The sequence below is a fragment of the Actinoplanes sp. SE50/110 genome (assembly GCF_900119315.1).
Taxonomy (GTDB): Bacteria; Actinomycetota; Actinomycetes; order Mycobacteriales; family Micromonosporaceae; genus Actinoplanes.
The window spans coordinates 3,513,488-3,526,858 of record NZ_LT827010.1 but is presented as its reverse complement, the minus strand read 5'-3'; the positions used below and the strand labels follow the sequence as shown (position 1 = coordinate 3,526,858).

At 72.1% G+C, this 13,371-nt stretch carries 13 protein-coding genes; 6 read left to right on the top strand and 7 right to left on the bottom strand.

Annotation, left to right across the window (positions count from 1 at the left end):
* The first annotated feature begins 171 nt into the window (after positions 1 to 171).
* From ACSP50_RS15630 to ACSP50_RS15615, 4 genes are all read left to right on the top strand, one after another.
* Complete coding sequence (locus tag ACSP50_RS15630; protein WP_014690188.1) at positions 172 to 1,236, top strand: VWA domain-containing protein; 1,065 nt, start codon at positions 172 to 174, stop codon at positions 1,234 to 1,236.
* A 285-nt stretch (positions 1,237 to 1,521) separates the two neighbouring features.
* On the top strand, positions 1,522 to 2,175 hold the full coding sequence (locus ACSP50_RS15625; RefSeq protein ID WP_014690187.1) for a TetR/AcrR family transcriptional regulator: 654 nt from the start codon (positions 1,522 to 1,524) through the stop codon (positions 2,173 to 2,175).
* A gap of 115 nt (positions 2,176 to 2,290) precedes the next feature.
* Positions 2,291 to 3,652, top strand: coding sequence for an NAD(P)/FAD-dependent oxidoreductase (locus tag ACSP50_RS15620; protein ID WP_014690186.1), 1,362 nt, complete (start codon positions 2,291 to 2,293; stop codon positions 3,650 to 3,652).
* 28 nt (positions 3,653 to 3,680) lie between these two features.
* The gene (locus tag ACSP50_RS15615; RefSeq protein ID WP_014690185.1) at positions 3,681 to 4,661 is read left to right on the top strand and encodes a sodium:calcium antiporter; all 981 of its coding nucleotides are present in this window, start codon (positions 3,681 to 3,683) and stop codon (positions 4,659 to 4,661) included.
* A gap of 121 nt (positions 4,662 to 4,782) precedes the next feature.
* Here the strand turns inward: ACSP50_RS15615 and ACSP50_RS15610 are convergent, their stop codons facing one another.
* The 5 genes from ACSP50_RS15610 to ACSP50_RS15590 all read right to left on the bottom strand — a co-directional run bounded on the left by ACSP50_RS15610 (position 4,783) and on the right by ACSP50_RS15590 (position 9,441).
* Positions 4,783 to 5,706 (bottom strand): hypothetical protein, encoded by a 924-nt coding sequence (locus ACSP50_RS15610; protein WP_014690184.1) that lies wholly within the window; start codon positions 5,704 to 5,706, stop codon positions 4,783 to 4,785.
* Positions 5,707 to 5,882: 176 nt separating this feature from the next.
* Positions 5,883 to 6,671 carry an ABC transporter permease gene (locus ACSP50_RS15605; protein ID WP_014690183.1) on the bottom strand — a complete coding sequence of 263 codons (789 nt, stop codon included), beginning with the start codon at positions 6,669 to 6,671 and terminating at the stop codon, positions 5,883 to 5,885.
* Between the two features lie 2 nt (positions 6,672 to 6,673).
* Positions 6,674 to 7,462, bottom strand: a complete 789-nt coding sequence (locus ACSP50_RS15600) for an ABC-2 family transporter protein (RefSeq protein WP_014690182.1) — start codon at positions 7,460 to 7,462, stop codon at positions 6,674 to 6,676.
* Positions 7,459 to 8,478 (bottom strand): ATP-binding cassette domain-containing protein, encoded by a 1,020-nt coding sequence (locus ACSP50_RS15595; protein ID WP_014690181.1) that lies wholly within the window; start codon positions 8,476 to 8,478, stop codon positions 7,459 to 7,461. The genes ACSP50_RS15600 and ACSP50_RS15595 overlap by 4 nt, the downstream gene beginning before the upstream one ends.
* A gap of 114 nt (positions 8,479 to 8,592) precedes the next feature.
* Positions 8,593 to 9,441 carry an NAD(P)-dependent oxidoreductase gene (locus tag ACSP50_RS15590; RefSeq protein ID WP_014690180.1) on the bottom strand — a complete coding sequence of 283 codons (849 nt, stop codon included), beginning with the start codon at positions 9,439 to 9,441 and terminating at the stop codon, positions 8,593 to 8,595.
* Between the two features lie 293 nt (positions 9,442 to 9,734).
* Between ACSP50_RS15590 and ACSP50_RS15585 the strand changes: the two genes are divergently transcribed.
* Positions 9,735 to 10,580, top strand: coding sequence for a cutinase family protein (locus ACSP50_RS15585; RefSeq protein WP_014690179.1), 846 nt, complete (start codon positions 9,735 to 9,737; stop codon positions 10,578 to 10,580).
* Between the two features lie 32 nt (positions 10,581 to 10,612).
* Here the strand turns inward: ACSP50_RS15585 and ACSP50_RS15580 are convergent, their stop codons facing one another.
* On the bottom strand, positions 10,613 to 11,530 hold the full coding sequence (locus tag ACSP50_RS15580) for a DMT family transporter (protein WP_014690178.1): 918 nt from the start codon (positions 11,528 to 11,530) through the stop codon (positions 10,613 to 10,615).
* 72 nt (positions 11,531 to 11,602) lie between these two features.
* Between ACSP50_RS15580 and ACSP50_RS15575 the strand changes: the two genes are divergently transcribed.
* Entirely contained in the window at positions 11,603 to 12,517 is a 915-nt protein-coding gene (locus tag ACSP50_RS15575; protein ID WP_014690177.1) for a LysR family transcriptional regulator, read from the top strand.
* Here ACSP50_RS15575 and ACSP50_RS15570 read toward each other — a convergent pair.
* Positions 12,438 to 13,313 carry a trypsin-like serine protease gene (locus ACSP50_RS15570; protein ID WP_014690176.1) on the bottom strand — a complete coding sequence of 292 codons (876 nt, stop codon included), beginning with the start codon at positions 13,311 to 13,313 and terminating at the stop codon, positions 12,438 to 12,440. The two genes, ACSP50_RS15575 and ACSP50_RS15570, sit on opposite strands and share 80 nt — an antisense overlap.
* Between the last annotated feature and the right edge of the window lie 58 nt (positions 13,314 to 13,371).

Sequence of the window (13,371 nt, the reverse complement as noted above, 5' to 3'; positions counted from 1 at the left end):
CACGGCGGCGACGAAACGGGGGCTTGGACGCGCACGGCGACGACGAAACGGGGGCTTGGGAGAGCGGGTGGGGCGGGTGGTCGGTTTGCCGGAAGAGGCAGGTGCTGGGTCGGGGCGGTAACTCCCATCGATGATGGGAATGTAACGGTTCCGGCACGGAGGGAGCCTCTGATGTCCTTCAGCTGGCCGTATGCCCTGACCGCGCTCCTCCTCGTCCCGCTGCTGCCGGCTGCGCGCTGGTGGTTCAACCGTCGTCGGAAGCGGGCCAGTCTCGTGGTCTCCGATCTGGGGCTTGTTCGGGCGGCTGTGCCCGGGCGCGGTGCCTGGCGGCGGCGGATACCGGCGGCGCTGTTGCTGTGCGGGATGCTGGCGCTGGCGCTCGGTGTGGCCCGGCCGCAGGCGACCGTTGCCGTGCCACGGGCGAACGCGTCGATCCTGCTGGCGATCGACGTGTCCGGGTCGATGTGTTCGACCGATGTGGCGCCCAACCGGCTGGCCGCGGCGATCGACGCGGCTCGGACGTTCATCGAACGCAGCGATCGGGGGACGCGGATCGGGCTGGTGGCGTTCTCCGGGACCGCCGGGCTGGTGGTGGCACCGACCACCGACCGCAAGGAACTGATCCGGGCGGTGGGGCGGTTCCGGACAGCGTTGGGGACCGCCATCGGGGAGGCCATTCTCACCGCCATCGATGCGATCGCCGAGTACAACCCGGCGGTGGCCGCGAGTGGGGTGGATCTGATCAGTGACAACAGCGGCGGGTTTCAGCCGGACACGATCGTGGTGCTGACCGACGGGTCGAACACCACCGGGGTGGATCCGCTGATCGCCGCCGGTCAAGCCGCGGCGCGGCATCTTCGGGTGTTCACCATCGGGTTCGGGACGACGACGCCCGGGCCGATGGTGTGTGATCCGGGGCAGGTCACCAGTGGGTCCTTCCGGGGCGGGCCGGATCCGGGCGGGGCAGGCGGCGGGAGCGCGTCCGGGCAGTCGCTGGAAATCGATGAGAAGTCGCTGGTGGCGGTGGCCGAGACGACCGGCGGGCGGTATTTCCGGGCGGCCGACGCCGGACAGCTCAACAGCGTCCTCACCGACCTGCCCGCCGAGATCGGGCTGCACCGGCAGAAGACCGAGATCACCATGTGGTACGTCCTGGGCGGCACCCTGCTCACCTTCACCGGGCTGACGCTGTCGCTGTGGTGGAGCCGTCCCAGCCTGAAACCCACCCGAAAGTGAGCAGGCCGAGGGCGGAACTCGAGTTTGGGGGCGCGCAGGGTAGGACGGCTGGTGGGGGCGCGAAGCTGAGCCGACCACGGGCGCTGATGGGGGCACGCGAAGCTGGCCCGACCACGGCGGCTGGTGGGGGCGCACGAAACTGAACCGACCATGGGGGCGGGGCCGCAGGTGGAACCGGAGCGGCGGCGTGCGAAGCCGGCCCGTCCATGAGGCGCGGCGGCTGATGGCAGCGGAGCGGGGGCGTGCGAAGCTAGCCCGACCAGGGTTCTTCGAGTGAGGTTTTCGATGGGGCGACTTCCGGCCGGGCACGCAGCCGCCCGGCTTCGGGCACCGAAGCGGACCGAGGCGGGGCGGCACCAGCTGATCGACGCGGTCTGTGCGGTGGTGGCCGAGCGCGGGCATGAGAACACCCGGTTCACCGATGTGGCGCAGCGGGCCGGCACGTCGATCGGCAGCCTGCAGTATGCGTTCGGCACCCGGGAGAACATGGTCGCCACCGCGCTGGACGAGCGGACCAACCGCTACCTGACCGAGATTCAGGCGGCCGGTTCCGGAATCGCCGATCCGCTGGCCCGGCTCCGCTGGCTGGGCACCCATCTCGCGGCCGGCCTGGGTGGTGACGACGCGGCCCGGCTGGAATGGCTGGTCTGGACCGAATGCTGGCGGGCCTCGCTGCGCGACGACCGGCTGAAGGCGGCTTCGACGGCGCAGTACCGGAACTGGATCGCGATGATCACCGAGGCGATCGAGGACTGCGTGACGGCCGGCGTGATCGCCGAACCGGACGACACTCATGCGATCGCCGCGGCGGCGCTCGGTATGGCTGACGGTCTGGGTGTCCAGGTGTCGTTGAGCGACCGTGACTTCGGCTGGGAGGACGCCAGCCGGATGGTCCGTTCCTGGCTCGCCCTGTCCCTGAACTGCCCCGACCTGCGCTAACCTGCCGCGGCGCAGGCTGCGAAAACCACCGGAAAGCAACCGCTCGGCAACCCGGGCTGGCGCGGATCTTGGTATCGCCATACTATACGGCCATACCAATCGAAGCGGAGCAGTCATGTACGAGCAAGCGGATGTAGTCGTCGTCGGCGCCGGGGTCACCGGCCTCACCGCCGCCACCCGGCTGGCGGCGGCCGGCTTGACGGTCACCGTCCTGGAGGCCCGTGACCGGGTCGGCGGCCGCCTGCTCGGTGCCGAGGTCGACGGTGTCCCCCTGGAGCTCGGCGGCCAGTGGATCTCCCCGGACCAGACCGCCGCCCTGGCGATGGCCGAGGAGCTGGGCCTGGACACGTTCCCGCGCTACCGCGACGGCGCCAACGTCTACCGCGATCGGGCCGGGGTCCGGCACACCTACACCGGCGCCGCGCTGCCCGTGTCGGCGGCGACCGCCCGCGCGATCGAGGCGATCAGCGACGAGGTGGAGCGCCTGGCCGCCGAGACCGACCCGGACCGCCCGTGGGCGCACCCGGACGCCGAGCGCCTGGACAGCATCTCGTTCGCCGACTGGCTCGGGATGCGCACCGACGACCAGGAGGCCCGGGACAACGTCGCGATGTTCCTGGCCTCGGCGATGCTGACCAAGGCGGCCGACGAGTTCTCCACCCTCTCGGCCCTGCACATGGCGGCCAGCGCCGGCGGTTTCAGCCACCTCACCGACGAGAATTTCGTCCTGGACCGCCGGGTCGCGGGCGGCCTGAGCCAGGTCCCGCGCCTGCTCGCCGAGCGCCTGGGCGACATCGTCCGCTTGAACTCGCCGGTCGAGCGGATCACCTGGGACGCGGACGGCGCCACGGTCGCCACGGCGGACGGCAGCGTGCGCGGCCGCCGCGTGATCCTCGCGCTGCCGCCCACCCTGATGGGCCGGATCACCTTCGAGCCGGCGCTGCCCGAGGCGCAGCGGCAGGCGCAGGCACACCAGTCGTTCGGCACGGTGCTCAAGATCCAGGTGGCGTACCCGACGCCGTTCTGGCGCGCGGCCGGCCTGTCGGGCACCGGGTTCAGCCCGTACCAGATCGTGCACGAGGTGTACGACAACACCAACGACGACCGCCCCGAGGACCGCCGTGGCGTGCTCGTCGGCTTCGTCTCGGACCGGCACGCGCGGGCGCTGCTCGACCTCTCCCCCGCGGACCGGCGAGCCGCCGTGCTGAACTCGCTGGCCTCCTACTTCGGCGACGAGGCCCGGCAGCCGGTGGCCTACTCGGAGAGCCCGTGGCTGGACGAGAAGTGGACCGGCGGGGCGTACGGCACGAGCTTCGCGATCGGCGCCTTCCACGAGTACGGCCGGCACCTGCGCGAGGAGACCGGCCCGCTGTCGTTCGGCTCGGCGGACGTCGCCGGCCTCGGCTATCTGCACGTCGACGGCGCCATCCGGGTCGGCGAGGAACTCGCCAACGCCTCCATCAAAGCCCTGAAATAGCGCCACGAAAGGGGAAAAGTAGGACGGCGTGATCCACGTCGTTCTCCTGCTCGCCTGTGCCGTCGTCATCTACCTCGCCTGCGAGTGGTTCGTCAACGCGGTCGAGTGGCTCGGCGTCCGCCTCCGGGTCGGCCCGCTGGCCGTCGGCACGATCCTGGCGGCGGCCGGCACCGCCCTGCCGGAGAGCGTGGTCACCCTGATCGCGGTCCTCTTCGGCGGTGGCCATGCCGGTGACGACATCGGCGTAGGCGCGGCGCTCGGTGGCCCACTAGTGGTCGGCACCATCGCGTACGCAATAACCGGCTTGATGCTTTTGATTGTCAAAATGCCGGACCTGGGAGGCACCGATCTGACCCGGCTGGCCCGCGACCAGACCTGGTTCCTGGCCATCTTCGTGTTCAAGATCGGTCTCGGCCTGGTCGCCTTCGCCCTCAAACCCTGGCTCGGCCTGCTGTTCTTCGTCGCCTATGCGATCTATTTCCGCAAGGAGACGGCCGACACCGGCGACGCCGGCATCGTGGACGATCTGGAGCCGCTGAAGCTGCAGCCGCGGCGGGAGAGCCCGGCCACCCTCGCGGTGATCGTCCAGAGCCTGGCGACGCTGGTCGTGATCTTCCTGGCCTCGCAGCTGTTCGTCCGGCAACTCGCCTGGGCCGGTCCGGCGATGGGCCTGTCCCCGGTGGTCGTCGCACTGCTGCTGTCGCCGATCGCCACCGAGCTGCCCGAGGTGATGAACGCGGTGATCTGGGTGCGGCAGGGAAAGACGCCGCTCGCGCTGGCGAACATCTCCGGCGCCATGATGATCCAGGCGACGGTGCCGTCCGGCATCGGCCTGCTCGGCACCGCCTGGCGCTTCGACACCCCGCTGATCCTGGCCGGCACCGCCACCATGCTGTCGGTCGTCTATCTGCTGATCCTGTTCCGCACCGGCCGGGTCACCCCGCGCCTGCTCTGCGTCGCCGTCGTCTTCTACCTGCTGTTCGCGGCGGGCCTGATCGCCGCCGGTTAGGATCGCCGGACCGGACGAACGCCGGCCCGCGCCGTCGCCGGGCTGGAGGGCAGGGCCCATCCTGACCCGGGTGAGCCGCGTCGAGCGGGCCGAGCAGACCAGAGCCACCATCGTGCACCCGTCAGCCGCCGATCGAGCGGGACAGGTTGGCGATGCTGACGACCAGGGCGTTCAGGTAGGCGTCGACGCGGCGCACGGTGGTGGCCACGACCGCCAGCCGGGCGGTGAGCAGCGGCAGCGGCACGACCTCGGATTCCAGGGACCAGCCGGCGACCCGGGCGATCAGGTCGCCGATCAGGCCGCGGACGATGTCGCGGGTGAGCAGGATCAGGTCACCGGCGGCCTTGGTGAGGGCGGTCATCGCGGTGGAGGTGGCGACCAGGCCGCGCAGGCCGACCACATTGTTCGACATGATGGCCAGGTAGCCGCGGACCTCGGGGCTGCTCCGGCCGCGGAAGTCGTGGTCGAGGCAGCGTTGCAGGTCGTCGGCGATCCGTTCCAGCTCGGTGGCCATCCGCCCCCACCGGTCGGCCTGCCGGGCCACCACGTCGGGGGCGCCGGCCAGGTCGTCGAGCATCTGCCGCAGCTCGGGCACGTGGGTGACCGCCCAGTGGAGCCCGCCCACGCGCAGCGCGCCGACCAGGTCGCCGACCGGGGCGGCGAATTCGGCGACCGGGGCGGCCTCGGCGAGCAGCGGCTCCACCCACTCCCGGGCGGCGACCGTGTCGAGCACCCCGTCGATGATCTCGGTGGCCGAGTCGTAGACCGTGATGTCCTCGTCGACCGGCATGCCGATCATCGCGCCGAAGGTCTCCGAGCCGTCCGCGACCCGGTGGAACCCCTGGACGAACAGCAGCAGGGTCTCCTCGATGTAGGCGACCAGCTCGCCGTGCCGGACCACCCGGTCGCCGAGCCCGGTGAGGATCCAGCCGCACCAGGCACCGAACGCGGCCTGGTCCTGCTCGAACTCGCCGACACCGGCGGCGATCCGCCCGAGCCGGGCCCGCAGCGCCGCGAGATGCCCGGCGTGGATACGAAACGGCATCGCCACACCAGGCACCCTAGCCGCCGCCGCGGGTCCGGGAGCCGCTCGACTCACCCGTCCGGGGACCCTGCTCCACACCCCGGGGCCACCGATGCGTCGACTTTCGGGTGGCCCACAATCCCGTACCGGGAAACGGAATCCGACCGACGCCGGGGCGGGTCGCCGTGGCGGGCCGCTCAGTTGCCGGCGCTCTCGTAACGGCGCAGCCCGCGGCGGAAGATCAGCAGTGCGGCGCCCAGGCAGTAGGCGGCGACCAGCGGGGTGAGCACCCCGACCCACGGCGCCGCGCCGGCGTCGACCAGGTAGGCGACCGGGAAGAAGCTGACGAACGCGAACGGCAACGCCACTCCGAGCACCATTTTGAGCGCCGCCGGATAGATCGACAGCGGGAACCGGGCGAGGTCGCCGATCTGGTGGACGGCGAACCCGAACAACGGGGTGGGGCTGCTCAGCCAGAAGACCGCGGCGTTGGTGGCCAGGTTGATCGACACTTTGATCACGCACGCGCCGGCCAGCAGGAGCACTGCCAGGGCGACCCGCCACCAGGTCCAGTCGACGCCGGCGTGCGCGGCGCCGACGCCGAGCATCAGACCGCCGGTGACGATGTTGCTGGCCCCGTTGACGCCGATCTCGGCGCTGCTCACCTGCAGCACCACCGGGTAGGGCCGGACCAGGAAGTAGTCCAGTTCGCCCTGGTTGACCTGCCACGCCATGCGCCACATGCCCTCGAAGAACAGCGAGCCGACGCCCTCGGCGACGGCGACCGCGCCGAACATCATCACCACCGCCCAGAAGCTCCAGCCGTTGAGCCGCGGCACCCGGGCGAACAGCGCGGACAGGAAGACGACGTTGACCACCTGGGTGAGCACGGTGGCACCGGCGAGCAACCAGAAGTCGGTCTCGTATTCGAGCATGGACCGCAGGTGGGCGCCGAGCAGCCGGCGGTAGAGCCGCAGCATTCCCATGGTCAGCCTCCGTGGACGGTGAGCTGGCGCAGGGCGGCCCGCCAGATCAGCCGGGCGCCGAACCAGAGCGCCACCACCCAGCCGAGTTGGGCGGCGACCAGGGCGAGGCCGCGGCCGACGCCGACCTGACCGACGAAGATCAACGCGGGGGTGGACACCAGCCCGGCGAACGGCGACCACTGGGCGACCGCGGCCAGCCAGCCGGGCAGGAAGGCGAGCGGGATCAGCGCCCCGGACAGCAGGTTGACCAGCGCGATCCGGGCCCACTGCACGCCGATGAAGTTCTGCGTCCAGAAACAGGCCAGCGTGCTCACATAGACGATCAGGAATTTCAGCGGTACGAGCATCAGCATGCTAGCCGCGAACAGCGCCAGCGCCGCGCCGGGCGGGGTCGGCACCCCGCCGGTGAGGGCCAGCGTCACGCCCCCCACCACCACGACGACCAGCGCTTCCAGCCACGTCCCGCCGAGCGTCTCGGCCAGCCGGGCCCGCTGGAAGTCGACGGGTTTGATGATGTCCAGCGCGACCAGCCCGCTCTGGATCCGGGCGGCGGTGCGGAAGTCCCCGAACACCGAGACCAGGGTGCCGGCGGCGAACGCGACCAGCAGGTAGGCGCGCATCTGCGGCCAGCCGAAGCCCTGCACCGCGGACCCGTCGGCGAGCACCACCCGCCACACCGCGAGCATCGCGATGAACTGCACGAAGACGGCACCGAGACCCAGGAACAGATTGTTCTTGTACGCCAGGGCGGACCGCGCCGTGGCCCGCGCGAGCGCCCGGTAGGCCCTCACCGGGCCGCCCGGTTCTCGTCGAGGACCAGCTCTCCGGAGTAGACCCGGCGGATCACGTCCTCGATCCCGGGCTCGTCCATCCGGAAGTCGACCAGGCTGGTCAGCCCGGCGACCGCGGTCACCGCCTGCCCGGCGGTCATGGCGAACCGATCGAATCGTACGGCGAACCGGGTCGGGGTCTCCTCCGCGGTGACCGCCGCGCCGGGCAGCGCCGCGGCGAGCGTGTCCAGCGGCACCGGCTGCTCGGTCTCCACGTGCAGGATCCGCTCGCGGGCGAACCGGTCCTTGACGCTCTGCAGGTCGCCGTCGAAGATGATCCGACCCTCGTCGATGATCACCAGCCGGCGGCAGAAGCCCTCGATGTCGGCCAGGTCGTGGCTGGTCAGCATCACCGTGGTGCCCTCGTCGCGCAGGGTGCGGAAGAACTCCCGGACCCGGTCCTTGACGGCCAGGTCGAGCCCGATGGTCGGCTCGTCGAGGTAGACCACCTGTGGCCCGTGGATCAGGGCGGCGGCCAGGTCGGCGCGCATCCGCTGGCCGAGGGAGAGTTTGCGGCCGACGATCGGCAGGATCCCACCGAGGTCGAGCACCTCCTCGAAGCGGGCCAGGCGGGCCCGGTACGCCGCGTCGGGCACCCCGTAGATGTCGCGCAGCACGGCCAGCGACTCGGCGACCGGCAGATCCCACCACAGCTGGGTCCGCTGGCCGAAGAGGACCCCGATCCGGTGCGCCACCGCGGTGCGGTCGCGTTGCGGGTGCAGCCCGTCGATCCGGACCTCGCCGGCGGTCGGCACCAGGATGCCGCTGAGCAGTTTCACGGTGGTCGACTTGCCGGCCCCGTTCGGCCCGACGTAGGCGACCGCCTCACCGGCCTCGATCGACAGGTCGACCCGGTCGACCGCGACCTTGTCCTGGTAGCGGCGGGTGAACAGGTGCCGCACCGAGCCGGTCAGGCCGGGACCCTTGTCGGGCCGGCGGAACACCTTGGTGAGCCCACGAGCTTCCACGATCGACATGCAGGAATCCCCCGTCCGGTCCGCCGGCGATCGCCAACACTCTATGGAACCGGTTCCGGGGCCGCAAACGAGATCCTCGGACGGCCCACGTGACGGGCACCGGGCCGCCAGGTGTCATCGGCGCCAGCCGTGCCGCGGGTCGTAGCCGAGCAGGCGGCGCGCCTTGTCGATGGAGAGCAGCGTCTGGTGCTCGCCGATCTCGCGGGTCAGCGGCAGCTCCGGGAAGTACTCGGCGGCCAGTTCCGCGGTGGGCCGGCTCATCACCGTGTCCGCGTTGGCGATGATGAAGATCTCCAGACCGGAGCGGTCGTACGACAGGGCCCGCCGCACCGCCTGCGCCCCGTCACGGGCGTCGATGTATCCCCACAGGTTCCAGATCCGCCGGCGCGGGTCCGCCTCGAAGGACGGGAAGGCGGCGTAGTCGTCCGGCTCCATCACGTTGGAGAACCGCAGCCCGATCATCGTGAGCTCGGGGTCCCACCGGCAGAACTGGGCGGCCATCTGCTCGTCGAGGTGCTTGGCCAGCGAGTACGACGTCTCCGGCCGGGCCGCGTACTCCTCGTCGACCGGCAGGTACGGCGGTGGGGTGTCGAACGGCAGGCCCAGCACGGTCTCGCTGGACGCCCACACCACCCGCTTGATCCCGGCCGCCCGGGCCGCGGCGAAGACGTTGTAGCTGGCGGTGATGTTGTTGGCGAAGGTCACCGCGTTGGTCGCCACGCCCGGCCCCGGGATGGCGGCCAGGTGCACGACCGCGTCGATCCCGGTGTAGCGGCTGTCGATCGCGGTGAGCGCCTCGGCCACCTGGCCGTAATCGGTCAGGTCGACCCGGGTGTGCGGGCACACCGGGTCCCGGGGCGGCTCCCGGTCGAGGTTGACCACCTCGAAGTCGTGGTCGAGCAGGTCCTGGACGACGGCGCGGCCGAGCTTGCCGCCGCCGCCGGTCACCGCGATACGTGGCATACCCGGACTCTAGGCGGGAACGGCAGGCATGTCTGATCATCACCGGCGGAAGATGAGCACTCAGCAGGAACCGCGAGGAGTGGTCGCGATGATCGCCCGGGCCGCGCCGGCGGCCGGATCATCGTGACCCGGCCGCCACCGGAGCGACGATCCGAGGTCGGCCGCGGCATCGGACATCATGAAGGTGATCCGCCGATATTTCCGCCGCGCGGGGTTCATCCGCCGACCGGGTCGGCCCGTATCTCCGGGCAGGTATTTGCACAACGAGTGCGAATAGACGGAGAGGAGAATCGATGTCTCCGAACAGGTTCCGGAAGCGGATCGCGCTGACCGCCGCCGTCGCCGTCGTGACCGGTGGCGCCCTGCTCATCGTGCAGAACAGCTTCGCCGCGACGATCCCGGGCGCCGGCGGGAGCACCGCCGGCCGGCCCGCCACCTCCGCGGCGGCCGGCACCGCCGCACGGCCGGGTGCCGCCACCCGCGCCCTGCCCGGCGCCGGCACCCGGGTCGCCTCGACCGGCGATCAGGCCGGGAAGTGTCCGGATGTGCACATCATCGTGACGCGGGCCTCGACCGAAGCGCCCGGCACCGGGATCATCGGATCGCTGGCGACCGCGGTGACCCGGGCCAGCCGGCAGACCGTGACCGTGGAGGCCACCGACTATCCGGCGGCACTGAACCCGTACCCGCCGAGCGTCGCCGCCGGCACCAGGGCCCTCACCGCCCAGGTCACCGCCGAGGCCGGGAACTGCCCCGGCACCAGGATCGTCCTGATGGGCTACTCGCAGGGCGCGCATGTGATCGGTGACGTGCTGGCCGGCACCGGCCGGGTCGCCGGCTTCACCCCGAACGCCGCGCTGTCGAAGAAGACCACCGACCACGTCGCCGCGGTGATCCTGATGGGTGATCCGCGGTACGTGCCGGGCAAGTCGTTCAACGCCGGGACCTCGAAGACCCGCGGCCTGTTCCCGCGCGGCGGCGACGCGCCGCTCGACGCCTTCGCGGCACGGACCCAGTCCTACTGCGACACCGGCGACACGTTCTGCGCCGGCGGCCGGAGCGTCGCGGTGCACCTGAGCTACACCCGCAGGTACAACACCGCCGCCCGGGACTTCGTCCTGAACCGGATCGGCGGCTGATCCGCGGCGGCCGCGCCATTGCTCAGGTCGGCTCAGGCGGCCACCCGGCCGTCGCGCCGGACCCGGTCCGCGGACCGGCCCGTTCCCGGGCCGGTCTGCAGGATCACCACCGAGGCCAGCACCAGGACGCCGCCTGCCACCTGCACCGGGGTGAGGCGCTCGCCCAGCGTCAGGGCGGCCAGCGCACCGGTCACCACCGGTTCGAAGGTCGACAGGATGGCGGCGGCCGACGGCCCGGTACGGCGCAGCCCGGCGAAGAAGGCGAGCATCGCCACCACCGTGGACACCACCGCGATGCAGCCCAGCCACAGCCAGCCGGCCGCCGGGAAGCCGAAGTGCACCCCGCCGGTGAGCAGCGCGCGTACCCCGAGGGTCACCGCCGCGCCGGCCATCACCAGGGCGGACAGCACGACCGGCGGCAGCCGGCGGACCACGGTGTCGGCGACCAGGATGTAGCCGGTGTAGGTGACCGCCGCGCCGAAGGCCAGCACCGCACCCACCGGCCGGAAGCCGGTTCCGCCGGCCCCGCCCAGCACCAGCAGCGTCCCGCCGGACGCCGCGGCCAGCGCCACCGCACGGCCCCGGGTCAGCCGGTCCCGGCCGAGCAGCACCGCGCCGATGGTCACCAGAACCGGATAGGTGTAGAGGATCAGCGCCAGCAGCGAGGCGTCCATCCGCTCCAACGCGGCGAAATACAGCGAGGCCTGCGCGGCGTAGCCCACCGCCCCCAGCCCCAGCGCGGTCAGCACGGCCCGGCCGCGACCCCCGCCCGGCGGCATCCGGCGCAGCGCGGGACCGGCCGCCAGCACCATGGCCAGCAGCAGCGCGGCCAGCGTGAAGCGGACCAGCAGCAGGGTGCCGGGGGTGACGCCCACGTCGTACGCCCATTTTCCGAAGATCGCCATCGCGCCGAAACACGCGGCCGAGAGAAGAACCAGCAACGGACCCATGCGCCCAGCTTCGGCGCCACGACCCATCAGGTCCAGCGATGATTTCCGGAGGTGAATCAGTAGGATTCCCGCATGGTCGCCCTGGATCTGCGCCGGCTGCGGTTCCTGCGCGAGTTCGAGGAGCGCGGCACGCTCGGCGCCGTCGCGGCAGCTCTCGGCTACAGCCCGTCGACCGTGTCCCAGCAGCTGGCGCTGCTGGAGAAGGAGGTCGGCGCCACCCTGTTCGCCCGCGCCGGGCGGGGACTGCGGCTCACCGACGCCGGGCGGCTGCTGGCCGGGCACGCGCGGGTGTTGCTCGCCGCGGCCGAGGCCGCCGAGGCCGACCTGGCGGCGCTGAGCGGCGACATCCGCGGCACGGTGCGCGCCGGCGGCCTGCAGTCCGCCGCCCGCCGGCTGCTGATCCCGGCGCTGACCCGGCTGGCCGGCCGGCATCCGCGGGTCCGGGTGGAGATCTCCGAACTGGAGCTGGAGCAGGCCCTGCCGAGCCTGCGCCTGGGCGCGGTCGACCTGGTGATCGGTGACGAGTACGACGGACATCCCCGCCCCCGCCCGGCCGGACTGCGCTTCACCGTGGTGCTCGCCGAGCCGCTGCGGCTCGTGCTGCCGGCCGCGCACCCGCTGGCCCGCGCCGGTGGGCCGGTCGCCTTCGCCGACCTGCACTCCGCGGTGTGGACGAGTTCCGCCGAGGGCACCGGGCACCACGCCATGGTGGTCGGCACCTGCCGGGCGCTGGGCGGCTACGAGCCGGATCTGCGGCACCGCTCAAACGATGCGGACGTGCAGCTGGAGCTGGTCCGGGCCGGAGCCGCGGTCGCGCTGATGCCACCGCTGGCGCTGCCGGTCGCCGACCCGGCACTGGCCGTGCGGGAGGTCGCCGGGGCCGCGCTGGGCCGCCGCCTGATGGCCGTCACACGGCAGTCCGCTGCGGCACCCGCCCTGCATGCCTTCCTCGACGCGGTCCGGGCGCAGGCGCGGTCCATCGCCTGACCCCGGTCACCACCCCCGCGACGATCAGAAGACCGAGAGCGGCGACGACGACGATCAGCGGTACGTCCGGTCCGGGCGCCGCCGTGACCGTCGCGGTGATCCAGCCGGCCAGGGTGTCGGTGCGCGCGCTGCTGTCCGGGCCCTCGTGCGGGCACGCCGGTCCCCCGCTGACCACCGCCACCAGTTCCGGCGCGCCCCCTCGGCGCTCCCGGAAGTACGGGCCGCCGGAGTCGTGCAGGCAGGCGCTGGTCGCTCGGCGCGGCGCCCGCCCGGAGATCTGCAGCAGCTGCTCGCCGACCTGGTCGATGACGAACTGACCGGTCTGCATCCGGGCCGGCACCGTCCCCTGGTCGTCGGCGAAGCCGAACCCGGTCAGCCGCACCTGCTCCCCCTCGGCGGGCGCGGTGTCGCCGACCCGCAGCGGCGTCACCCCGGTGACCTCGGCGGCCAGCCGGGCCAGGGCCACGTCGGCGCCACCGGCCTGCACGACGGCGACCACCTCGATCTCCTGACCGCCGACCGTCGCGGTGGTGCGGTCGGCCACCGTCCGGGACACGTGCCGGCCGGCCGCGTCCCGGAAGCAGTGCCCCGCGGTGATCACCCAGCGCGGGGCGATCAGCGCACCCGAGCACCAGCTGTCCCGGGTCCCGTTCTCCTCGGTCGGGATGCCGGTCATGGTGAGCCGGGTGGAGAACGCGTACCGGCCGTCTTCGGCGGTCTCGCCGTACGCGATGGCGTAGGCGGGCCGGGCCGCGCCCAGGACGATCAGCATGACGATCGCGAGTAGCTTCAGCACAGCCGTCGATGCTTCCGGGCGGGTGGTACGGGCGTCGTCAGCGACGTACTTATGCGAT

Bases quoted from the DNA above. Each gene is read 5' to 3' on its own strand.
- ACSP50_RS15630 (WP_014690188.1), top strand. From the start codon at position 172: ATGTCCTTCAGCTGGCCGTATGCCCTGACCGCGCTCCTCCTCGTCCCG.
- ACSP50_RS15625 (WP_014690187.1), top strand. From the start codon at position 1,522: ATGGGGCGACTTCCGGCCGGGCACGCAGCCGCCCGGCTTCGGGCACCG.
- ACSP50_RS15620 (WP_014690186.1), top strand. From the start codon at position 2,291: ATGTACGAGCAAGCGGATGTAGTCGTCGTCGGCGCCGGGGTCACCGGC.
- ACSP50_RS15610 (WP_014690184.1), bottom strand. From the start codon at position 5,706: ATGCCGTTTCGTATCCACGCCGGGCATCTCGCGGCGCTGCGGGCCCGG.
- ACSP50_RS15605 (WP_014690183.1), bottom strand. From the start codon at position 6,671: ATGGGAATGCTGCGGCTCTACCGCCGGCTGCTCGGCGCCCACCTGCGG.
- ACSP50_RS15595 (WP_014690181.1), bottom strand. From the start codon at position 8,478: ATGTCGATCGTGGAAGCTCGTGGGCTCACCAAGGTGTTCCGCCGGCCC.
- ACSP50_RS15590 (WP_014690180.1), bottom strand. From the start codon at position 9,441: ATGCCACGTATCGCGGTGACCGGCGGCGGCGGCAAGCTCGGCCGCGCC.
- ACSP50_RS15585 (WP_014690179.1), top strand. From the start codon at position 9,735: ATGTCTCCGAACAGGTTCCGGAAGCGGATCGCGCTGACCGCCGCCGTC.
- ACSP50_RS15580 (WP_014690178.1), bottom strand. From the start codon at position 11,530: ATGGGTCCGTTGCTGGTTCTTCTCTCGGCCGCGTGTTTCGGCGCGATG.
- ACSP50_RS15575 (WP_014690177.1), top strand. From the start codon at position 11,603: ATGGTCGCCCTGGATCTGCGCCGGCTGCGGTTCCTGCGCGAGTTCGAG.